The sequence below is a fragment of the Desulfonauticus sp. genome, from assembly GCF_055126295.1.
Map to the genome: position 1 here is coordinate 1 of NZ_JBSRHE010000020.1, position 20646 is coordinate 20646.

The 20646-nt window shown below is 41.5% G+C and carries 20 protein-coding genes; 12 read left to right on the forward strand and 8 right to left on the reverse strand.

The window, feature by feature from the left end; genetic code table 11:
• The first annotated feature begins 10 nt into the window (after positions 1-10).
• Positions 11-1936 (forward strand): molybdopterin biosynthesis protein, encoded by a 1926-nt coding sequence (locus tag ACTCIM_RS10220; RefSeq protein ID WP_472315469.1) that lies wholly within the window; start codon positions 11-13, stop codon positions 1934-1936.
• On the opposite strand, the gene ACTCIM_RS10225 is transcribed toward ACTCIM_RS10220, so the two are convergent.
• From ACTCIM_RS10225 to ACTCIM_RS10235, 3 genes are read right to left on the reverse strand one after another with little or no spacing between them, the layout of a single operon-like run.
• Complete coding sequence (locus ACTCIM_RS10225) at positions 1905-2624, reverse strand: adenosylcobinamide-GDP ribazoletransferase (RefSeq protein WP_472315451.1); 720 nt, start codon at positions 2622-2624, stop codon at positions 1905-1907. The two genes, ACTCIM_RS10220 and ACTCIM_RS10225, sit on opposite strands and share 32 nt — an antisense overlap.
• Positions 2612-3379 carry an SAM hydrolase/SAM-dependent halogenase family protein gene (locus tag ACTCIM_RS10230; RefSeq protein ID WP_464278930.1) on the reverse strand — a complete coding sequence of 256 codons (768 nt, stop codon included), beginning with the start codon at positions 3377-3379 and terminating at the stop codon, positions 2612-2614. Before ACTCIM_RS10230 ends, ACTCIM_RS10225 begins: the two co-directional genes overlap by 13 nt.
• A 1-nt stretch (position 3380) precedes the next feature.
• Positions 3381-4247, reverse strand: coding sequence for a YitT family protein (locus tag ACTCIM_RS10235; protein WP_464278931.1), 867 nt, complete (start codon positions 4245-4247; stop codon positions 3381-3383).
• A gap of 58 nt (positions 4248-4305) precedes the next feature.
• Between ACTCIM_RS10235 and ACTCIM_RS10240 the strand changes: the two genes are divergently transcribed.
• On the forward strand, positions 4306-5181 hold the full coding sequence (locus tag ACTCIM_RS10240; protein WP_464278932.1) for a DUF2156 domain-containing protein: 876 nt from the start codon (positions 4306-4308) through the stop codon (positions 5179-5181).
• A gap of 49 nt (positions 5182-5230) precedes the next feature.
• Here ACTCIM_RS10240 and ACTCIM_RS10245 read toward each other — a convergent pair whose 3' ends face one another.
• From ACTCIM_RS10245 to ACTCIM_RS10260, 4 genes are all read right to left on the reverse strand, one after another.
• Positions 5231-6058: a hypothetical protein gene (locus ACTCIM_RS10245; protein WP_464278933.1), complete on the reverse strand. Its 828-nt coding sequence runs from the start codon at positions 6056-6058 to the stop codon at positions 5231-5233.
• Between the two features lie 3 nt (positions 6059-6061).
• A complete protein-coding gene (locus tag ACTCIM_RS10250) occupies positions 6062-6895 on the reverse strand; it encodes a DMT family transporter (RefSeq protein ID WP_464278934.1) in 834 nt (277 codons plus the stop codon).
• Positions 6896-6918: 23 nt separating this feature from the next.
• Entirely contained in the window at positions 6919-9159 is a 2241-nt protein-coding gene (gene topA / locus ACTCIM_RS10255) for a type I DNA topoisomerase (protein ID WP_472315453.1), read from the reverse strand.
• Positions 9160-9265: 106 nt separating this feature from the next.
• Positions 9266-9655 (reverse strand): Ros/MucR family transcriptional regulator, encoded by a 390-nt coding sequence (locus tag ACTCIM_RS10260; RefSeq protein WP_472315455.1) that lies wholly within the window; start codon positions 9653-9655, stop codon positions 9266-9268.
• Positions 9656-9893: 238 nt separating this feature from the next.
• Between ACTCIM_RS10260 and ACTCIM_RS10265 the strand changes: the two genes are divergently transcribed.
• Entirely contained in the window at positions 9894-10385 is a 492-nt protein-coding gene (locus ACTCIM_RS10265) for a hypothetical protein (protein ID WP_029967603.1), read from the forward strand.
• 5 nt (positions 10386-10390) lie between these two features.
• Here the strand turns inward: ACTCIM_RS10265 and ACTCIM_RS10270 are convergent, their stop codons facing one another.
• Positions 10391-10903: a hypothetical protein gene (locus ACTCIM_RS10270; protein WP_472315457.1), complete on the reverse strand. Its 513-nt coding sequence runs from the start codon at positions 10901-10903 to the stop codon at positions 10391-10393.
• Positions 10904-11106: 203 nt separating this feature from the next.
• Between ACTCIM_RS10270 and ACTCIM_RS10275 the strand changes: the two genes are divergently transcribed.
• From ACTCIM_RS10275 to alaS, 9 genes are read left to right on the forward strand one after another with little or no spacing between them, the layout of a single operon-like run.
• Positions 11107-12165 (forward strand): ABC transporter permease, encoded by a 1059-nt coding sequence (locus ACTCIM_RS10275; RefSeq protein WP_472315459.1) that lies wholly within the window; start codon positions 11107-11109, stop codon positions 12163-12165.
• A gap of 2 nt (positions 12166-12167) precedes the next feature.
• Positions 12168-13091, forward strand: coding sequence for an ABC transporter permease (locus ACTCIM_RS10280; RefSeq protein ID WP_029967596.1), 924 nt, complete (start codon positions 12168-12170; stop codon positions 13089-13091).
• Between the two features lie 14 nt (positions 13092-13105).
• Entirely contained in the window at positions 13106-13579 is a 474-nt protein-coding gene (gene gpt, locus ACTCIM_RS10285; RefSeq protein WP_029967594.1) for a xanthine phosphoribosyltransferase, read from the forward strand.
• A 2-nt stretch (positions 13580-13581) separates the two neighbouring features.
• A complete protein-coding gene (locus tag ACTCIM_RS10290) occupies positions 13582-15060 on the forward strand; it encodes an ABC transporter ATP-binding protein (RefSeq protein WP_464278936.1) in 1479 nt (492 codons plus the stop codon).
• A 2-nt stretch (positions 15061-15062) separates the two neighbouring features.
• Positions 15063-15710 (forward strand): class I SAM-dependent methyltransferase, encoded by a 648-nt coding sequence (locus ACTCIM_RS10295; protein ID WP_035260241.1) that lies wholly within the window; start codon positions 15063-15065, stop codon positions 15708-15710.
• A gap of 2 nt (positions 15711-15712) precedes the next feature.
• Positions 15713-16132 (forward strand): nickel-responsive transcriptional regulator NikR, encoded by a 420-nt coding sequence (gene nikR / locus ACTCIM_RS10300; RefSeq protein ID WP_029967588.1) that lies wholly within the window; start codon positions 15713-15715, stop codon positions 16130-16132.
• Positions 16132-16911, forward strand: a complete 780-nt coding sequence (gene folE2, locus ACTCIM_RS10305) for a GTP cyclohydrolase FolE2 (RefSeq protein ID WP_029967587.1) — start codon at positions 16132-16134, stop codon at positions 16909-16911. The genes nikR and folE2 overlap by 1 nt, the downstream gene beginning before the upstream one ends.
• Before the next feature lies 1 nt (position 16912).
• Positions 16913-17971, forward strand: coding sequence for a recombinase RecA (recA, locus tag ACTCIM_RS10310; protein ID WP_472315461.1), 1059 nt, complete (start codon positions 16913-16915; stop codon positions 17969-17971).
• An 18-nt stretch (positions 17972-17989) separates the two neighbouring features.
• Positions 17990-20629 carry an alanine--tRNA ligase gene (alaS, locus tag ACTCIM_RS10315; RefSeq protein WP_472315463.1) on the forward strand — a complete coding sequence of 880 codons (2640 nt, stop codon included), beginning with the start codon at positions 17990-17992 and terminating at the stop codon, positions 20627-20629.
• Positions 20630-20646 lie beyond the last annotated feature (17 nt).

Genomic DNA, 20646 nt, shown 5'->3' on the forward strand with positions numbered 1-20646 from the left:
AGGAGAATTTATGGCCAGAAATATTTACTTAAAAACAGTAAGTATTGAAGAAGCAATCGCAAAGGTTCAACAAAAGATAGATAAAAAGTCTTTTTTGGGCTCAAAAATAGTTCCCAGCGAGCAGGCTATAGGTATGCGCCTGGTTGCTCCCCTGTATGCCAGATACTCCTCCCCTACTTTCCATGCTGCTGCCATGGATGGCATTGCTGTGCGAGCCAGGGATACTTTTCTGGCCAGAGAGGGCCAGCCCTTATTGTTAACACCAGAGAAAGATTTTGTTTATGTAAACACAGGAAATCCTTTGCCCCAGGGTTTTGACGCAGTAATCATGATTGAGGAAGTGGTGGAGCTGGAAGATGGCCAGGTGAGCATTGAAAAGCCAGCCTTTCCCTGGCAGCATGTGCGAAGGATTGGAGAAGATATTGTGGCCAAGGAGCTCCTTTTTCCTGCCAGGCACCTTTTAAGCGCCTATGATGTGGGAGTGCTTTTAAGTGCTGGCATCTTTGAGGTGGAAGTGGAGGAAAGATTGCGCTTGGCCATTATTCCCACAGGTGATGAAGTTTTGGATTTTACCTTAAGGCCAGAGCCCAAACCTGGAGAAGTGGTGGAAAGTAATTCTCAGGTCTTAGCTGGCCTGGCCAGGTCCTGGGGAGTGGAAGTAAGGCGTTTTGCGCCTGTAAAGGATGACTTTGCGCTTTTAACTCAGGCTGTAGAAGAGGCTCTAAACTGGGCCCATATTGTGGTCATGGGTGCAGGTTCTTCAGCTGGGAGTAAGGACTTTACCAGGCAGGTAATGGAAAGCGTGGGTGAGGTGCTGGTGCACGGCATAAAGGCCATGCCTGGCAAACCTTCTCTTCTGGGAATCAGTAAGCAGGGAAAGCTTTTGGTCGGAGCACCAGGTTATCCTGTAAGTGCGGTAATTTGTTTTGAATATCTATTAAAACCTCTGGTTTACTGGTTAAAAGAAGAACCTTTGCCCAGGGAAGAGGAAGTAGAAGCTATTTTGAGCCGCTCTTTACCTTCTAAGCTGGGTATTCGAGAGTTTGTGCGAGTGGGTGTGGGTAAGGTCCAGAATAAGTATGTAGCCATTCCCCTGCCCCGAGGAGCAGGCATGATTACTTCTCTTTCCAGGGCCACAGGCTTGTTGACCATTGCGGAAAATAGTGAGGGCAGGCAAGAAGGGGAAAGGGTCAAGGTCTCTCTTTTAAGGCCCAGAAGAGAAGTGGAAAATTCTCTGCTGGTTATTGGCAGTCATGATAACTTGCTGGATGTATTAAAGGATTTACTTAGAAAAGAAAGGGAACCAGTATATTTGTTTTCAGGACATGTGGGAAGCCTTGGCGGGTTAAAGGCCATTGCTAAGGGCTATGCCCATCTTGCTGGCACCCATCTTTTTGACCCGGAAAGCGGGGATTACAATTTCCCTTTTGTGCAGAAACTTTTGGGAGAAGAAGAGGTTGTTTTGGTCAACTTGGCCTATCGGCAGCAAGGACTTATCCTTCCCAAGGGAAACCCCAAAAAGATTCAAGGGCTGGAAGATTTAAGACGCAAGGATATTGTCTTTATCAATCGGCAAAGGGGAGCAGGCACCAGGATTTTACTGGACTATCACCTGCAAAAGTTAGGCATCTCCCCTGCTGAAATTCAGGGGTATAACCGCGAAGAATATACGCATATGGCAGTGGCGGTAAATGTCCTAACTGGTACTGCTGATTGTGGTTTAGGGATTTTGGCTGCAGCCAGGGCCTTGAGTCTGGACTTTATTCCTCTGGTGGAAGAACGCTATGACCTGTTGTTAAAAAAGGACTTATTGAAGGATAAGCGGGTTCAAAAATTACTTGCTTTATTACAGAGAGAAGAGTTTAAAACCCGGGCTCAAGAACTGGGAGGATATGACCTGAGGTCTAGCGGGCAAGTAATGCAAGCAAAAAACTAAGCTCTCCCCAAATGATGTGGGCACCTAAAAAGTCTCCATTTAACCCCTGGTGTTTTTGGCCCAGCTTGTACAGGTATAGACTGGGTAAGAGGTGGATAAATAGGGCCCAAAAATAGGTTTTAAGGCTGGTCAAAAATAAGACGCTTAAGAAAGATAGGCTTAGGTTAAGGAGTAGATTTTGAAAATTGGCACCTTGCAAAAAGATCCTACCCATGCCAACAGAGCGAGCCAACTTTTTACTAAAGTAGGCAAAGGGCGTTAGGTTTAAACGGCTAAAAAGCACCAGGGCTATTATTTCCCCGGGAGAGGATACCTCTTGCAAGAGTACATATTCACTTAAAAGCCCTAAAATGAGCCCCAGACAGGCAAAAATACCTACCCTGCTGTCCTTTAACACCAAAAAAAACTTTTCCTTCTGGGCATTACTGCCCACTCCATCCAGGATGTCCCCAAAACCGTCCCAGTGCAGTGCCCTGGTTAAAAAAACCAGCAAAACCAGGCTAAAAAGGGCCTGTAAATTTTTAGGCAAAGGCAAAAAATAGGGAACGCTGGCCAAAGTTCCCAGAATAAGGGCTACAGGGAAAAAATAAGCCCAGCTGGCTGCAATGTCTTTTTCTGTGGCCACTACACCTTTGTCCAAAAGGGTTAAGAAGGAAAGAGTAAGGCGAAAGCGCTTTAGGTGTTCCATTGCCAGCTTATTTCCTTACCTGGATAGGTATTTAATTTTTGAGCTAGATTGTCTTGGTTTAAACAAAGCTCCCAAAAGCCTTGACTTCCCTGGAGCAGACCCACTTCTCCTGCTTTTAGCTCTGCATAGGTTTTAACTACCCGTAAGGGAAAATTTTCTAACACCCCCTTTTGCCCCAAAGGGAAAGCATAGTGCTTATTTTCCAGGTTTAAAAGGAGATTTCCAAATTGGTCTTGATAGTAAATAGTAGCTTTGACTTGAGAAGGGGTAAGCACTGGCCTGGGCAGGGCAAAGGTTTTGAGTTCTTTAAGAGGTACTTCTTTCCACCAGGTTGGGTCTATTGGTTGCTGGGCCAGATGGGCAGCTACCCTGGCAAAGATATCCCTGCCGTGAAAGGTAGAGGAAGCCGGGAATTTTTTTTCTAAAAAATAAGCTTGTTGTAAAAGCTTATGCTGGACAAAAAAGCTAAGCAACCCGTTGTTGGGTACGAGAAAAGAGTAATCCTGGTTTTTGGCCAGGACAATTTCTCGCTTGCTACCTACCCCTGGGTCTACAATGCCTACAAAAAGGGTGGAAGGGGGAAAGTGTTTATAACTGGTAAAAAGGACAAAACTTCCTTCCAAGACATTAAAGGAAGAGATTTGATGGGTTAAATCTAGAATAGGGATTTGAGGTGCCTGTTTTAAAAGGGTGGCTTTGACCTGAGCTACATAAGGGTCTTTTAAGCCAAAATCTGTAAGCAAGGCAATAAACATTTTAGTAAACTTTTCTAGAAGAAAATCCTTTACCTAAAACATTTAAAGTTTTTTCTTCAATAACAAAAGCTGAAGAGTCAATATTAAAAATTATTTCCTCCAGTCTTTTTAATTGCATACTATCTACCACAGTAAGAACTATTTTTTTATCTTTTTTGGTATAACTACCTTGCCCAAAAAGAAAAGTTGCTCCTCTATGGAGTACTTTGCTGATGTTTTCCACTATCTCATCAGGTTTTTCCGTAATAATGAGGACCAATCTTCTTTGGTTAAAAAGCCCCAAGAAGTATTCGCTGACATAAGAAGCTATACCTACTCCTACTAAAGAATAAAGAGTAAGGTCTAGAGAAAGAAATTTTAAAGCCAGCAAAAAAATGAATAAATTGAGGAAAAAATTGGTCTGTCCAATACGCAGGTTAAACTTGTTATAAAGGATTATGGCAATTATATCCGTGCCTCCAATGGAGCCAAGACTACGGTAAGAAAAGCCCAGACCTGCACCTAAAATAGAACCATAGGCAATAGTAGACAAGAGAGGATCTTTGATGGGAAGGGTTAAGTTAATAAAGTAGAGAAAAATGGTAGTCATAATCATTCCATACAAACTATAGGCAAAAAAGCGTTTACTTACATAAATATAGCCGAGAACAAATATGGGGATGTTTAATACAAAGAAGAGATAGGACATTTTTAGTTTGTTACCAGAAAGATAATGAAGGATAAGGGATAGTCCCGAAATGCCACCAGATACCAGGTTGTGAGGAATGGCAATGGCCTTTAAACTAAGAGCTACCAAAAAGGCCGAAAGGGTGAGTAAAAGCAGGTTCCACCAGGGTGTATAGGTAAAGGCAAAAAGTTTTCTTGTCATTTTATTTTGTTCTCACTAAAGTTTTAAGATTAGATTGCTTTTTAAGGAGTAAGCAAAAGTGGATTTTGAAACCATAGACCTTTTTGGTCAAGAAGAATATTTGGCTAATTTAAAAAAAATTCCCCAAAAAATTTCTGATTTAAGCTTTATCAACCTTTATGGTTGGGCTGAAGAATACGGGCTAAAAATGGCCTTTGCAGAAGGCCTGTACTGGATTAAACAGACCAGGCCCAGGGAAGTTTTCTGGCCGCCAGTGGGAGATTATGAGCAGGATTGGGCAAGCCTTTTAAAAAAGCTAGACCTGTTAAAACCAGGCACAGAATGGGTAAGGATGCCTGAGGTACTGGTTCATAAGTGGCAGAAAACAATTCCTAATTTAACAATAAAGCCTGCACGTGAACACTGGGATTATCTTTACCTGGTAGAAGAGCTTATTGAGCTTAAGGGAAATCGTTTTCACAAAAAAAAGAATTTGCTCAATCAATTTTTAAAAAAATACGATTTTGTATATAGAGAATTGGAAACAGGAGATATAGAGGCTGCCCTTACCCTTCAGGCCGAATGGTGTTTGTGGAAGGAGTGTGCAGATTCTATGCCCCTAGAAGCAGAAAACAAGGCTATTTTTAGAGTCCTTAGTAATTGGGCAAGGTTAAAAAATATTTTTGGGGGGGCGCTCTGGGTGGAAGGTAAAATGATTGCCTATACTGTGGCTGAGCCTCTGGATGAAGAAACCCTGGTTATTCATTTTGAAAAAGGATGCCCCAATTTTAAGGGAGTTTATCAGGCAATTAATCATCTTTTTTTAAAAAACTCAGCCTTTCATTTTAAATATGTGAATAGAGAGCAGGACCTGGGAGATTTAGGCCTGCGTAAGGCCAAGGAATCTTATAACCCCTGTGACTATCTTAAAAAATATAGAATTTTTATAGAGTAAAGTTTTTTTCTTCCCACGAATAAGTCTGAATTTAGAAAATGAAGCTTTTTTATTTTTTAAAGGTAGTTAAATATTTTACCAGAGTAATAAAAAAATCTTTCTGACGATAATTATATCGAAATTCCAATTCTTTAAAATAAAGTAAAAAGTTTAGACTACTGGTAGTTTTAAAATTTTGCAGTCTTTTTTTGACAAAAGGCCAGAAGCTTTTATTCCCATCCAGAGTTAAATTTTCTCCTTGGTGTGAAAGGTTAAATCTTTTACTTATTCCCTGATCATAAATAAGAAGGCTTAAATATTGCTTTACTGGAGAGGTATAGATTATTTGCCCTATTTTTTTAGAAGGCAGACAAAAATTTTGCTTGAGGTGAATAAAACTATCCACTCCAAATTCTGGCAGAAAATCAACAAAAATATGCCCTGCTTCTTCTATTATTCCCAAGATAGGTACTTGATTTAATTGAGGAGTTTTTTGAGAGGAGATAAGGTCGTTTAATTGAAAAAGGGATAATAGCAACGGGCCATCTAAAGAATTGGCTAAAATAGCTAAGCGAATTATAGTGAGAGCCTTTCTTGCTGTATTGTAGCTTATGTCCAGTTGTAAGGCGATATTATCTGGGCTTGCCTCTATTTCAAAGAGTTTGACTAGCCTTAACCAATTGTCAGGAGATAGGCGTACACAGTCAAGATAGCGCTGGCTAAAGTCAGTAAAGACAAAACCACAGCGCTTACACTTGCGTTTTGAATTTAGTTTTTGCACTTTTCTAAAGTGGCATTGGGGACAAAAGCGCTGGTAATTGGGCCAGCAGTGCTTGAGTAAGAATTTTTCAGCTTTTTGGGGAGAGCTTACTAACTTTTCATATTCTTTTAACAGCATTTTTTATATACGGAGTAAAATTATGGAAATAATGGTCAGTCCAATACCCCAGATTTTTCTTTTGTTCAATTGTTCTTTAAAAAAGAGTATGGAGAGGAAGATGGGAACCACAAAGTGCAGGCCATTTAAAGTGGCTACAATGGAAAGGGGCCCCTTTTTTAAGGCTAAGAGGTAGAGGTTAAAGGAGACAAAATTGATAAGCCCCATGACCACTCCCCAAAAGAACTCCTGTTTTAGGTTCTTACTGGCTTCACTTTTTTTCTGGCTGAAAAGATAGCTGCTTAAAGTGGAAAGGGTATAAGAAAAAAACATAAAAGCAGGGATATTTACCTTTTGGGCTGCCAGCTTGCAGGATATGGAAGATAATGCTCCACAAATGAGGGCGATCAAAATGAGATAAAAATGAGATAGGTTTTTATTATCCCTGGAAAAGGTAAGGGTAAAAAAGGCCAGGATGGCCAAAATAATGCCAGCTGTTTGAAAAGGCGTTAGACTTTCTTGCAGAAAAATAACAGAAAAAAGCACTACCAGCAAAATATTTAAACGAATTAAAGGATAGGTAAAGTTGGCAGAATAGTATTTTAAGGCTTTTATATGGGCAATGGTGGCAGTTACAAAAGTAGCACTATTGAATAAAGAAAAAAGGATTATCCATGGTAGATTGAGTAATGTACCTTGCCAGAGGAAGTAAAAAAAGCTGAGAGAGGTTACTGTAGCCATAAAAAAGAAGGTGGCTTTAGAAGAAGAAAGGCCCTTGTGCGCTATGACTTTATAGATAAAACGCTGGCTACCAGTAAAAAAGAGAGAAACAAGGGCGTAGATAAACCAGGCAGGCATAATTTAAAGCGGAAAAAGAGGTTTTATTCCTCTTCTACTTGTTCCCAATAACGACAGCCTTTTTCCGGGCAGGCCAGGTATTTTCCCCTGGCTTTGCTTTCCTTTTGCACTAAAATTTTAGAGCTACATTTGGGGCATTCTTTGGCCACAGGATAATTCCAGACTGCATATTTACACTCAGGATAATTGGAACAAGAATAGAAAATTTTGCCTCTGTGTGAGCTTCTTTCTACTAGTTCACCTGAGCAGCCTTTTTGAGGGCAGGGAACTTTAGTAGAAAAACTGGCCGTATATTTACACTTGGGATAATTGGAGCAGGCTATGAATCTTGCTCCTGCCCGACTTCTTTTTTCCACTATATCGCTTCCGCACTGAGGGCATTTCCCCAGGACCTTTACTTCAGCAGGTTCTGGCTCCTCAATTACTATTTCTCCATCGGCATTGCGGGTAAAGTTGGTGGTATATTTACACGCAGGATAATTGGAACAGGCTAAGAAAGAACCATTACGGCCAAACCTGATAAGCAACTTAGCTCCACATTCAGGACAGGTTAAATCCGTGGTTTCTCCTTTTTTAAGAGATTTCATTTCCCTGGAAGCGGTTTCCAAAGTGGGATAAAATTCCCGGGCAAACTCCTGTAAAACTTCTTGCCACTTTTTTTCTCCTAGGGCTATTTTATCCAGCTCTTCTTCCATTTTAGCCGTAAAGGTTACTTCCAGAAGTTTGGGGAAGTGTTTGATTAAAAGTTCACATACAGAGAGCCCCAGTTCAGTAGGAACGAGCTGTTTTTCCTGTAAAAGGGCGTATTTTCGCTGAAGTAAAGTGGAAATAATGGTAGCATAGGTAGAAGGACGGCCAATACCCAATTCTTCCATTTTTTTTACCAGGGTGGCTTCTGTGTACCTGGCTGGAGGTTGAGTAAATTTTTGTTCAATCTTCAAATCTTCTAAAGCTAAGGTGGTCTTTTCTTTAAGTGCTGGCAAAAAGGTTTCTTTTACCTTTTGAGGAGAATAAATTTTTAAAAAACCAGGAAAAGCGATTTGTTCGCCTTTTACTTGCCAGAGAGTTTTGCCTGCTTTGATATAAAAGATGGTAGCCAGGATAGTTGCTGCAGTCATTTGAGAGGCGATAAACCTTTCCCAGATGAGCTTGTAAAGTTTGAAGTGGTCTGCAGGTAAATAAGCTTTAACCATTTCTGGAGTGAGAGTTGGGTCTACAGGCCGAATAGCTTCATGGGCATCCTGAGCAGAACTTTTGGTTTTATAGCTTCTGGCCCTTTGGGGGCAATATTCTGGACCCAAGTTTTCTTTTATCCAGGCCCGGGCAGCTTTTTGGGCTTCTGGAGCAATGCGTACAGAATCGGTACGCATATAAGTAATGAGAGCTGTACTGCCCCTGTCTCCCAATTCCATACCTTCATAAAGTCTCTGGGCAAGGCTCATGGTCCTTGAGGCAGAAAAGTTGAAACGAATATTGGCTTCTTGTTGCAGGGTGGAAGTAATAAAAGGTGGTCTGGGATTTCTTTTTTGTTCTTTTTGTTCTATTTTATCTAAAATAAAGGATTGCTCTTTTAGATACTGCTCTAACTCTTTAGCTTCCTGTTCATTTCTTATTTTGGCCTTTTTGTTGTTGATTTTACTTAGTTCAGCCAGCAAACTATCTTGCTCTGCCTTTAATAAGGCCTTAAAGACCCAGTATTCTTCTGGAGTAAAATCAAAACGCTCTTTTTCCTTTTCCACTAAAAGCCTTAGAGCTACAGATTGGACTCTACCTGCAGACAGGCCTCGTTGCACCTTTTTCCAGAGTAAGGGAGAGATTTTATAACCCACAATGCGGTCTAAAATTCTTCTGGCCTGTTGAGAATGAAAAAGGTTTTCATCTAAATCCCTTGGATGCTCCAGGGCTTCCAGTACAGCCCGCCTGGTTATCTCGTTAAACTGGATACGATGAATTGCAGCCTTGCTGTCTTTAATTAGTTCTGCAATGTGCCAGGCAATGGCCTCACCTTCTCTATCTGGGTCAGGAGCGAGATAAACCTTTTCTGAGTTTTTAGCCGCTTTTTTGAGTTTAGTGACAACTTTTTCCTTTCCAGGAATGATTACATAAGTAGGGGTAAAGCCTTGATCTTCTTTTACTCCCAGTTCATTGCTGGGCAGGTCTCGTATGTGCCCTAGAGAAGCTTCTAATTTGTACTCTTTGCCTAAAAATTTTTGAATGGTTTTTATTTTGGCTGGGGATTCTACAATAATTAAGTTTTTGGTCATAATGTTTTGGGGCTATAGCCACTAGAATTTAACTTGGCAAGAAAAAATAAAGGGAAGTCTTTAAAGACTTCCCTTTAAACTTTTGCAATGGAAAAGTAATTTTTTTTTAGTTCTTTTTTCTCTTTTCCCAGAGCTTCATGGATTCCATTTTTTTTCTTCTTTCCCTGGCCAAAGATTTGCAAACCAGAGAAGTATTTTTCTTGTAGCCCCATTTGGCTTTGTATTCTTGAGCAGTTAACCCATGGGAAGCCAAGTGTTTTTTAGTCAAAACCTTAAAGGACTTTCCACACTCTAGACAAATGATGCTCTTTTCTCTAATAGCTTTTTTGGGATCAGTGGCTGGTTCTTGTTCTGTGTCACAGCTCACACCTTCACTGGCTTTTTTGATCCCTTCAGCAATGGATTGAACCATAGAGTTGATTTCTTCCTCGGTCATGGTCCTGACAGAAGCTTGGGCTTTAACAATTTCCAATGCTTGTTTTAAATATTCTTCCATTTGCTACCTCCTTTTATGTTATATGTTTAAAGGTCGAATATGATGAAGTATTATTAATTTATATAAGTTTGTCAATACTAGATTGAAAAAATGTTCTCTTATTTAATGAGACTAAAATTTAGCAAAAGAAGTATTAAATGGTTTTTAGGTAAAGTTAAATAATTTTTATAGGTTATAAGAAAATAAGTTACAATTTATGTTCCTAAAATGTTCTTAAAATTTTAAAAAGGAGAAAAAGATGCAAGAAAAAAAACAGCTTACTGAGGAGATGGTTTTTAGGGTTTTTCAATTTGAATATTGGTTGCGTTTTTACTTTGTGGAAGAGGAAGGCAAAAAGTTGACCTTTAATTTTGAAGAAAAATTCCTGGATGACCTTAAGGAAAGTTATGGAGAGCTGGCAGAATTGGCCTTGCGTTTAAATGGCCAGTACTTAAGTCCAGAACTTTCTCGCCGGGTTATTGTGGAGTTTTTGCAGGAACATTTTGAAAAGCCAGAAAGTAAAAGGGATATTGTTGCCCCTATTTTGGATAGCTCTTCCTTTTTAAAGAAAATACAGCTTTTTAATGTTTGGTTAAATCTTTTTGAAGAAAAGTTGGAAGAAGAGGTCTTGCCTTTTGAAGTGTGGGTTGCCAACTTTCATAAATGGCAGGAAAGCGAACAAGCCCAAAAGATACTTTATTCTTTGCAGATGAAAAAGTTAAAAACCCCTTCCTCTAAAGAGATAAATTAATCTTACTAATAATTAAGGGCTCCCTGACTGGCGTAAAAGATTAAATCTTTATCTTCAGTTAGGGGGCTGGATTTAAAGCCAGGTTTGTAATTGGCAGCAGGAGTTAGCTTGAAGCTGTAGCCAAAGGTGATAAAAAGAGGGCGCTTGCTGGGGATTTCTTCCGGAGTAAGGCTAAACTCAAAGGGAACTCCACTATCTTCTAACTTTTGAGGAAGATAGACCTTTAGCTGCTTGGCCAGTACTTTTCCCTTGGCATCACTTAAGTAAATGGCCAACCACAGCTCTTGAATGTATTTAGCCCAACCAGGGATGCTTTCTTGTTTGAAAAAAGCTGTTCCCTTTACTCTATATCCCTGAGTAGTACAAATAGGTGTGTAGCTAAATTGGAGATAGCGCATCTCCAGGGTGGTTTTTTGCTGGGTTAGTAAGGGGCTTTTTTCTAGGTGGCGTACACTTAAATGGCTGCAACCTATAAGAAAAACAATTAAAAAATAAATAGCTTTTTTTAGAAAAGACATTTTTCTTATCCTCAAGTTAGAATTTAAAGTTAGTTTATCTAAAGCCAAGAAAAAGTAAAGCTATAGCTTTTGGCAAGTGGAAGAAGTATGCTTAAGTTCCTGGGGATTAAGGGATAAAAAGGTTGCTAATCCTGGCGATTGGGAGTAGATATAAACTTCTACTTTTTTATACATCTTTTTAGATACACATTATTCTTAAAAGTATGCCAAAATTACGAATAGTTAAGCGAGAAAAAGACCTTTCTGCAGGAATGCAGCTACTGGGCATTTTTTTAGCCTGTTTGCTGGCTGTAGGTTTAAGCATGTTTTTGCTTTGGGGGCAGGGCAAGTCGCCTGGAAAAGGATTGCTGGTTTTCCTAGAGGGCGGCTTTGGTTCTTCTTTTGCCCTGGAGGATATGCTTATTAAGGCTATTCCCCTGTATTTTTGTTCTTTGGGTGTGGCCTTGGCCTTTAAGTTAAAGGTGTGGAATATTGGGGCAGAAGGTCAATATGTGTGGGGAGCCATTGGGGCTACTTTGGTGGCTTTAAGTGGAATTAGTGAGAATTCTTGGGTCTTAATAACTCTTATGATTTTGGCTGCAGGTGGGTTGGGAGGTTTATATGCCCTTTTGCCTGCCTATTTTAAGGTCAGGTACAAGGCCAATGAGATTATTATTACTCTGATGTTAAATTATGTAGCCATCTATTTCCTGGAATACCTGGTGTATGGACCTTTAAAAGACCCTCTTAGTTTTGGTTTTCCCATGAGCCCTCTTTTCCCGGAGCAAGCCCTTTTAGGCGTTATTCCAGGCACTAGAGTTAGCCTGGCTTTAATTTTAGCGGTTATAATAGGTATTGTTTTTTATGTGTTTTTAAACTTTACCCGTTTGGGCTTTGAGTTAAAGGTGTGTGGAGAAAGCCCCAGGACTGCTCTTTATTCCCGAATAAGTCCTGCCAGGTTAGTGCTTTTGAGTATGTTTTTGAGTGGCTTTCTGGCTGGACTGGCAGGTTTTGTAGAAGTATCCAATGTGAATCGTTTACAAACCAGCATAGTGGTAGGTTATGGTTATACAGCTATTATTATTGCCTGGTTGGCAGAGCTATCTCCCTGGCAAATAGGCCTTTTTTCCTTGCTCTTAGCTGGATTTAGGGTGGGAGTGGAAAATTTACAACTGGAGATGCAAGTGCCTGCTGCTTTTAGTTTGGTTATACAGGGCTTATTGCTTATTGCTGTTTTAATCTTTTCCTTTTTTAAAACCTATAAACTAAAGTTTAAGGAATAGCAGTGTTTTCTATAGAAGTTTTAGGTTTACTTTTAAGTGCAACTATTCAAGCTGGCACTCCCATTCTTTTGGCCACCTTAGGGGAGATTATTACAGAGAAGGGGGGGATTTTAAACTTGGGTGTAGAAGGCATGATGGCCATGGGGGCCTTTATGGCCTTTTTGGGCACTTATCTTACCCATAATCCCTGGGCAGGCTTTGTGTTAGGTGGCCTGGGAGCCTGTTTCTTGGCCTTTTTGCATGGGGTTGTGTGTCTGATTTTTAGAGGCAACCAGGTGGTTTCTGGTTTGGCCATAACAGTACTGGGATTGGGATTAGCCAATTTTTTGGGGACTCCTTATGTGGGAATAAAAACAGTGGGTTTTGATAAACTGGACCTGCCGTTACTTAAGGACATACCCTTTTTAGGAGAAGTGTTTTTTAAACAGGATGTATTGGTTTATTTTTCTTTGCTTTTAGCTCCAGTACTCTATCTTTTATTTGAAAAAACAAGGTTTGGTTTGCGTTTAAAGGCAGTGGGTGAAAATCCTTATGCTGCCAGGGCAAGGGGAATAAAGGTCTTTTTTTATCAATGGGTAGCCCTGCTAAGTGGAGCTTTTTTGGTGGGAGTTGCTGGGAGTTACCTTTCTCTGGCCTATACCCATGTTTGGACCAATGGGCTTACTGCCGGCAGGGGATGGATAGCTGTAGCCCTGGTTATTTTTGCCTTTTGGCGTCCCTTTAGAGCTATCTGGGGGGCTTATCTTTTTGGAGGAGTAATGGCCCTGCAATTGCGCATTCAAGCCCTGGGAAGCAATATTTCTTCCTCTTTATTACTCATGCTACCCTATCTTTTGACCATAGGTGTGCTTCTTCTGGCCTGTTTTAAGAAAAAGGGCCTGGATGCACCTGCTCATCTGGGCTTGAATATTGAACCCAAGGATTAAGAGGAGTTTACTCAATGAAGAGTCGGTATACAAAAACCTATCCCATTTCCTGGGAACAATTACATCGAGATTCCAAAGCCCTGGCCTGGCGCTTGCTGGAAATAGGCCCTTTTGAGCGCATTATTGCCATTGCCAGAGGTGGCCTGGTGCCAGCAGCAATCATTGCCAGAGAATTGGAGATTAGAATTGTGGATACCGTATGTGTGGCCAGTTATGACTGGCAAACTCAGGGGGAAACCAAAATTTTAAAAGAAGTGCAGGCTCAAGGCGAAAACTGGCTAATTATAGATGATTTGGTAGATACGGGCAAAACTGCCCAGATAGTAAGAGACATGTTACCCAGGGCCCATTTTGCCACTGTGTATGCCAAGCCTTCAGGTCGGCCAGTGGTAGATACCTACATTACAGAAGTAAGCCAGGATACCTGGATTTTGTTTCCCTGGGATGCAGAGTATCAGTTCGTCCAACCTCTTGTGCATCAGAGATGAAAATGAATCCTCTGGTTAGTTTGCGCAACATAAGTAAAAGCTATGGCTCGGTTAGGGCCAATGATAAAATCAATCTGGATATTTACCCGGGCCAGATTTTAGCCCTTTTAGGTGAAAATGGTGCAGGCAAAAGTACTTTAATGTCCATTTTAGCCGGCAAGAGTTTGCCTGATGAAGGAGAAATTTACTATCAAGGCCAACGCGTTTTTTTGACTTCAGAAAAGGATTCTTTGGCCCTGGGCATTGGTATGGTGTATCAGCACTTTATGCTCATTGAAGAAATGCAGGTCTGGGAAAATATCGCCCTGGGTCAGGAGGAAGGTTTTTGGGTTCGAAAAAATAAAATAAAGGAAAAGATTAAGGACCTGATTGCCCAGTATGATTTTACCCTGGATGTGGACGCCAGGGTAAAAGACCTTTCCATGGGAGAAAAACAACGGGTGGAGATTTTAAAATTACTCTACCAGGATAGTAAAATCCTCATTTTAGATGAACCCACTTCTGTACTTACTCCCCAGGAAACAGAAAAGCTTTTTGCTGGCCTTAGAAAAATGGCCAGGGAAGGTCGGGCGGTTATTTTTATCAGCCATAAATTAGAAGAAGTCCTGGAAATATCAGATGAAGTGGCTATTTTACGCAAAGGACAGATTGTGGATAGAGTGGCCACCAGGGACATTGCCTCGCCGAAAGAGTTGGCCTTGAAAATGGTGGGCAGAGAAGTGCTTTTGGATTTGAAGCCTAGAGAAATAGAGCCTAAAGAGGAAGTTTTAAAGTTAGAGAATGTTTGGGGAGAAAAACTAAAAAATATAAATTTGAGTTTAAGGCGAGGAGAAATTTTAGCCTTAGTAGGCGTAGCTGGCAATGGTCAGCAGGAACTGGTGGAAATTATCACTGGTTTAAAGAGAAGATATCAAGGAAAGGTATGGCTTTTTGGAGAAGAAGCCAGGCTTTTTTTTGATTCTCCCAAGTCCAGAGATTACCTGGCTTACATTCCTGAAGATAGACTGGGCATGGCTACCTGCCCGGAGTTGGTGTTGACCGAGAATTTTCTTTTAACCTTGAGGCATCACTTTCAAAAAGGCCCTTTGGTGGACTACAAAGGTGCAGAAAGAGATTTGTGGAGCAAAATAGAAGAATTTAAAATCAAAACTCCTGGTACCCACTTAAAGGCCAGGCAACTTAGTGGTGGAAATTTGCAAAAACTGGTGCTGGCCAGAGAATTCAGGCGAGAACCCAAATTGATTATTGCAGAGCAACCCACTCAGGGTCTGGATATTGGGGCTATGCAGGAAGTGTGGAAGTTGTTGTTAAAAGCCAGAGAGAAGGCGGGAATTTTGCTTATAAGTGGAGACCTGGGGGAAGCTTTGAGTTTAGCTGATAGAATTGCAGTTATTTTTGCTGGAGAAATTGTTACGACCTTTTCCAGCAGAGATGGGGAAAAGGTAGCTCAAATAGGCTTTTTTATGGCTGGCGGTAAGTAGTAATGGCAGCCCAGATGGAGACCCTTTCTTTAGAAATAGGTGGGCAAAAGTGGCAAATTCAAAGGCCAGGGGACTTAGAAACCCTGTGGGCAGAGATGGATGTCCTAGAAGAGGATAAGATTCCCTATTGGGTGGAAGTATGGCCTGCAGCCAAGTTGCTGGGTGAATATATTTTCAGTCATGCTGATAAAATAAAGGCAAAAAGAGGGTTGGAGGTTGGCTGTGGCCTGGGCCTGGTAAGTTTGATTGCTAAGTCTGTGGGTGCTAAAATGTTTGCTTTTGACTATACTTATGAAGCTTTAAGTTTTGCCCGAAAAAATGCCCGGATAAATGGGGTGGAAAGCCCCTTATGGTTGCAGATGGACTGGCGGAAGCCAGCTTTAAAGGAAAAGAGTTTTGACTTTTTATTGGCCAGTGATGTGCTTTACGAAAAGATTTTTTTTGAAGTGTTGCACAATTTTTTCCAGACCTATTTAAAAGATGCAGGTTTTATATGGCTCAGTAATCCCAATAGAGAAGTGTCCAAAGAAGGGGTAGAATTTTTGAAGGAAAAAGGCTGGCAGGTTTTGCCTTTAGTAGAGAAAAAAGTAAAACTTTCTCTCCAATCTCCTTTAATAAGTATTTGGGAATTGCGTAAGCAAGGAGGCTAATTATGGGAAAAACTATTCGTTTTGGCGTATCTTTGGATTCAGACTTATTAAAAAAATTTGACGACCTTTGCGACGAAAAGAGTTATCAGACCAGGTCTGAAGCCATTAGGGACCTGATTCGCAATGCTTTGGTGCAAAAGGAGTGGGAAGATCCAGAAAGGGAGATTATTGGCATTTTAAGCCTGGTTTATGACCATCATCAAAGCGACCTATCTCAACGGCTTACAGAGATTCAACACGGTGCCCTGGATGTTATTGTTACTTCCCTGCATATTCATTTAGATCATCACAATTGCCTGGAAGTCTTGATTTTGCGTGGAAATGGACTCAAGATAAAGGAAACAGCTGAAAAGCTCATTTCCACCAAGGGCGTAAAGCATGGTAACTTGTCCATGACCACTACAGGAGAGGACCTACTTTAATGTTGGATGTGCAGAATACACCAGCTAAGATTCCCTTGCGGATAGATAAAGTAGGGGTGAAAAATTTAAGGTTGCCTCTTACTGTGCAGGATAAGAACAAGGGAATTCAGCATACCACTGCCCAGGTAGATATCAGTGTGGACTTGCCCAAAGAATTTAAGGGCACGCACATGAGCAGGTTTTTAGAGGTGCTTTCTCAGTGGCAGGGAACACTGCATTATGATAGTTTAAAGCAGTTGCTTTGGGATTTAAAGGGAAAATTACTAGCTAAAGACGCTCATGTGCTTTTTACCTTTCCCTATTTTCTCAGCCAGAAGGCACCGCAAAGTGGTCAGGATTTTCTTTTGGACTTTTTGGCCCAAGTGGAAGGAAGCCTTATTGACGATAGGCTTACTTTCACCTTAGGAGTGGAAGTCCCTGTTTTTACTGTATGTCCCTGTTCTTTGGCTATTTCGGAAAAAGGTGCCCACAGTCAAAGGGCAGTGATTAAAATCTCTGCCGGGATTAAAGAATTTTTATGGCTGGAAGACTTGATTTTTATTGCCCAGAAAGCAGGTTCTTCTCCTGTTTATCCCTTGTTAAAAAGGGAAGATGAAAAGGAAGTCACGGAAAAGGCCTTTGACAATCCCATGTTTGTGGAAGATGTGGTGCGTAAGGTAGCCAGGGAATTGGACAAACTGGATAAAATTCTTTGGTATAAAGTAGAAGTAGAAAGTTTTGAATCCATACACAATCATAGTGCCTATGCCATTATAGGTCCTAAGAATAAGGAGTTTTAAAATGAGTAAGAAACTATCTCCAGAAGAAGCCAAAAAAGAAGCTTTGGAAACAGCTTTAACCACTATTGAACGCAAATTTGGGCAAGGGGCAGTGATGAAACTTTCTGACCATGCCCATTTAAAGGTTCCAGCTATCCCTTCAGGCTCTATTTCCCTGGATTTAGCTTTAGGAGTAGGGGGGATTCCCAAGGGTAGAGTGACGGAGATTTTTGGCCCGGAATCTTCTGGAAAAACTACACTGGCTTTACATGTAATTGCTGAGGCTCAAAAACAGGGTGGAGTAGCAGCCTTTATTGATGCCGAGCATGCCCTGGATGTGGATTATGCAAAAAAATTGGGCGTTAAAACCGATGAACTTCTTATTTCTCAACCTGATTATGGTGAGCAGGCTTTGGAAATTGCCGACCTCTTGGTGCGTTCTGGAGGAGTGGATGTAGTAGTTGTGGATTCGGTAGCAGCCCTTATTCCCCAGGCTGAACTGGAAGGCAATATGGGAGAAACCCAGGTGGGAAGCCAGGCCAGGCTTATGTCCCATGCCATGCGTAAACTCACAGGTACCATTCATAAATCCCGTACTGCTATTATTTTTATCAACCAGATTAGAATGAAGATAGGGGTTATGGGCTATGGCAACCCTGAAACCACTACAGGAGGTAATGCCCTTAAGTTTTATTCCTCCATTCGTCTGGATATTCGCAAAATTCAGACCTTAAAGGATAAAGATGAAGTTTATGGCAATAGAGTAAGGGTAAAAGTCGTTAAAAATAAGGTAGCCCCGCCTTTTAAGGAAGCTGAGTTTGATATTCTCTATGGTCGAGGGATTTCCAGGGAAGGTGAACTTTTGGATTTGGGCGTAAATCTGGGAGTTATTGACAAGAGTGGAGCCTGGTATGCCTTTGGAACTGAACGTTTGGGACAGGGCAAGGAAAATGTACGCCAGCTTCTTTTGGAAAATCCTGAACTGGCCAGGCGTATAGAAGAAGAAGTTCTGGAGAAGTTGGGTTTGGGAAAGAAAAAGGAAGAAGAGAGTTCTTCAGAAGTTAACCAGGAAAACAAGTAAAGGGAGTGAAAATCGACCATGAAGGCCAAAGAAATTCGCAAGAGATTTTTGGAATACTTTCAAAAACAGGGTCACACCATTGTTCCCAGTTCTCCTTTAGTACCCAAAGACGATCCGAGCTTGCTTTTTACCAATGCTGGCATGGTGCAATTCAAGCAGGTCTTTTTAGGGCAGGAAAAGCGTGCTTATATCAGAGCTACCACTGCGCAGAAGTGCCTGCGGGTAGGTGGTAAGCACAATGACCTGGAAAATGTGGGCAGGACAGCCAGGCACCATACTTTCTTTGAAATGTTAGGCAATTTTTCCTTTGGCGACTATTTTAAAAAAGAGGCTATCCAGTTTGCCTGGGAGTTTTTGACCCAGGAGCTTAAGCTAGACCCCAATAGATTGTATATCACTGTGTATAAGGACGATGATGAAGCTGCTAGTTTGTGGCAAGAGGTAGCTGGCGTGCCCAGGGAAAGGATCTTTCGCCTGGGAGAAAAAGATAATTTCTGGGCTATGGGTGATACCGGTCCTTGTGGTCCTTGCTCAGAGATTTTGTTTGACCAGGGAGAAGAAATGGCCTGTGGCCCCAATTGTGGTATTGGGGTTTGTGATTGTGACCGCTATCTGGAAATCTGGAATCTGGTTTTCATGCAATTTAACCGCGATGAAGCAGGCAAGCTAACGCCCTTGCCCAAGCCCAGCATTGATACGGGCATGGGTCTGGAGAGAATTTCTGCAGTTTGCCAGGAAGTTCATTCCAATTTTGATTCAGATTTATTCCAGGGTATTATTGGCTATCTGTGTGACAAAGCCAAAGTAAAATACAAAGAAGATGAAGATATAGATACAGCCCTTAGAGTTATTGCCGACCATTTGCGAGCCATTTCCTTTATGATTGCTGATGGAATTTTGCCTGCCAATGAAGGACGGGGCTATGTATTGCGCCGTTTAATTCGCAGGGCCTATCGTTTTGGACGCCTTTTAGGGTTTAAGGAGCCTTTTCTTTTTGAATCCCTGGCCAAGGTGACAGAAGAGATGCAAGAGGCCTATCCTGAGCTTTTAAAAAGCGAATCTTTTGCCCGGGATGTGGTTTTAAAAGAAGAGGAAAGGTTTTCTCAGACTCTGGATAAGGGACTTGGTATTTTAGCAGAAGAAATGGAAAATTTAAAAAAGGCTCAAAAAAAGGTATTTCCTGGAGACTTGGCTTTTAAATTATATGATACCTATGGTTTTCCTCTGGATATCATTAGAGATATCACTGAAAAGGAAGGTTTGGACTTAGATGAAGCAGGTTTTGAAAAGTACATGCAGGAGCAAAAGCAACGGGCCAAGGAAGCCTGGAAAGGCAGCGGAGAAAAGGACTTAACTTCCCAGTTTGCCTCTTTGGTAAAGCAAGAGGCCAAGAGTGAGTTTATTGGCTATGAATTTTTAAAGGGAGAAGGAGTTATTACCTATCTCTTAAATGAAAAAGGCGAGATAGTTTCTGCTTTAAATAGGGGTGAAGCAGGTTATATAGTCACGGATAAGACTCCCTTTTATGGTGAGAGCGGTGGCCAGGTAGGAGATAGAGGCCGGATTGTGGGGCCAAAGGGTAAAGCAGAGGTGGTAAACACCTTAAAGGTGAGTAAAAGCCTGATTCTGCACCAGGTGAAAGTCCAGGAAGGAAATCTGCAAGAAAAGGAAACGGTTTTACTGCAGGTAGATGAAGGCGATCGCATTGCTACTGCCAGAAACCATACGGCCACCCATCTTTTACACGCAGCTTTGCGTAAGGTATTGGGTGAGCATGTAAAACAGGCTGGCTCTCTGGTAGAGCCCAAAAGGCTACGCTTTGACTTTACTCACATAAAGCCTGTAAGCGAGGAAGAATTAAAAAAGATTGAAGCAGAGGTAAACAGGGTTATTCTTTCTGGAGTGGAAGTGGAAACAGAAGTTATGGATTATGAAGAGGCAGTGCAACAGGGAGCAATGGCCCTTTTTGGTGAGAAGTATGAAGATAAGGTGAGAGTGGTCAAGGTGCCTGGATTTTCTGCGGAGCTTTGCGGAGGTACTCATCTCAAAAATACCAGCCAGGCAGGGTTGTTTGTCATTGCCAGTGAAGAGGGTGTGGCAGCTGGCGTAAGAAGGATAGAAGCTTTAACTGGGTTTGAAGCTTACAAATATGTTCAGGAAGTAAGGGATACTCTTAAGGAAGTGCAAAGTAGCTTAGAAGTGGGAGCCAGGCAGGTCGTGGATAAGGTGAAGAGCCTGGTTCAAGAAAATAAACAACTGGTCAGGGAAAATAAACGACTCACCGAAAAACTTGCTGCCAGGCAGGGAGCAAACCTGTTAGAAAACATAGAGGAAATTGCAGGAATTAAGGTGCTTACAGCCAGGCTGGAGGTGGAAGATATAGAGGCTATCCGCAAGGTAATGGACGACTTAAGGTCCAAACTGGAATCAGGCATTATTTTGCTGGCCAGCAACAATCAGGGTAAGGCACTTTTGCTATTGTCTGTTTCCAAGGACCTGCATGAAAAGTTTACTGCCCCGAAATTGATTAAAGAGGTAGCCAGAGAAGTTGGCGGAGGTGGAGGCGGAAGACCTGATTTAGCCCAGGCTGGCGGTTCTCAAGGGGAAAATATAGACAAGGCCTTTGCCAGGTTAAAGGAAATTGTGGCTCAAGGCTAAGAACAATAGGGAGAGGC

Excerpts from the sequence above, each read along its gene's own strand:
- ACTCIM_RS10265 (WP_029967603.1), top strand. The coding sequence starts at position 9,894 with ATGCAAGAAAAAAAACAGCTTACTGAGGAGATGGTTTTTAGGGTTTTT.
- ACTCIM_RS10245 (WP_464278933.1), bottom strand. The coding sequence starts at position 6,058 with ATGCTGTTAAAAGAATATGAAAAGTTAGTAAGCTCTCCCCAAAAAGCT.
- ACTCIM_RS10275 (WP_472315459.1), top strand. The coding sequence starts at position 11,107 with ATGCCAAAATTACGAATAGTTAAGCGAGAAAAAGACCTTTCTGCAGGA.
- ACTCIM_RS10230 (WP_464278930.1), bottom strand. The coding sequence starts at position 3,379 with ATGTTTATTGCCTTGCTTACAGATTTTGGCTTAAAAGACCCTTATGTA.
- recA (WP_472315461.1), top strand. The coding sequence starts at position 16,913 with ATGAGTAAGAAACTATCTCCAGAAGAAGCCAAAAAAGAAGCTTTGGAA.
- ACTCIM_RS10220 (WP_472315469.1), top strand. The coding sequence starts at position 11 with ATGGCCAGAAATATTTACTTAAAAACAGTAAGTATTGAAGAAGCAATC.
- ACTCIM_RS10225 (WP_472315451.1), bottom strand. The coding sequence starts at position 2,624 with ATGGAACACCTAAAGCGCTTTCGCCTTACTCTTTCCTTCTTAACCCTT.
- ACTCIM_RS10290 (WP_464278936.1), top strand. The coding sequence starts at position 13,582 with ATGAATCCTCTGGTTAGTTTGCGCAACATAAGTAAAAGCTATGGCTCG.
- nikR (WP_029967588.1), top strand. The coding sequence starts at position 15,713 with ATGGGAAAAACTATTCGTTTTGGCGTATCTTTGGATTCAGACTTATTA.
- ACTCIM_RS10270 (WP_472315457.1), bottom strand. The coding sequence starts at position 10,903 with ATGTCTTTTCTAAAAAAAGCTATTTATTTTTTAATTGTTTTTCTTATA.
- topA (WP_472315453.1), bottom strand. The coding sequence starts at position 9,159 with ATGACCAAAAACTTAATTATTGTAGAATCCCCAGCCAAAATAAAAACC.
- alaS (WP_472315463.1), top strand. The coding sequence starts at position 17,990 with ATGAAGGCCAAAGAAATTCGCAAGAGATTTTTGGAATACTTTCAAAAA.
- ACTCIM_RS10250 (WP_464278934.1), bottom strand. The coding sequence starts at position 6,895 with ATGCCTGCCTGGTTTATCTACGCCCTTGTTTCTCTCTTTTTTACTGGT.
- ACTCIM_RS10295 (WP_035260241.1), top strand. The coding sequence starts at position 15,063 with ATGGCAGCCCAGATGGAGACCCTTTCTTTAGAAATAGGTGGGCAAAAG.
- ACTCIM_RS10235 (WP_464278931.1), bottom strand. The coding sequence starts at position 4,247 with ATGACAAGAAAACTTTTTGCCTTTACCTATACACCCTGGTGGAACCTG.
- ACTCIM_RS10260 (WP_472315455.1), bottom strand. The coding sequence starts at position 9,655 with ATGGAAGAATATTTAAAACAAGCATTGGAAATTGTTAAAGCCCAAGCT.
- gpt (WP_029967594.1), top strand. The coding sequence starts at position 13,106 with ATGAAGAGTCGGTATACAAAAACCTATCCCATTTCCTGGGAACAATTA.
- folE2 (WP_029967587.1), top strand. The coding sequence starts at position 16,132 with ATGTTGGATGTGCAGAATACACCAGCTAAGATTCCCTTGCGGATAGAT.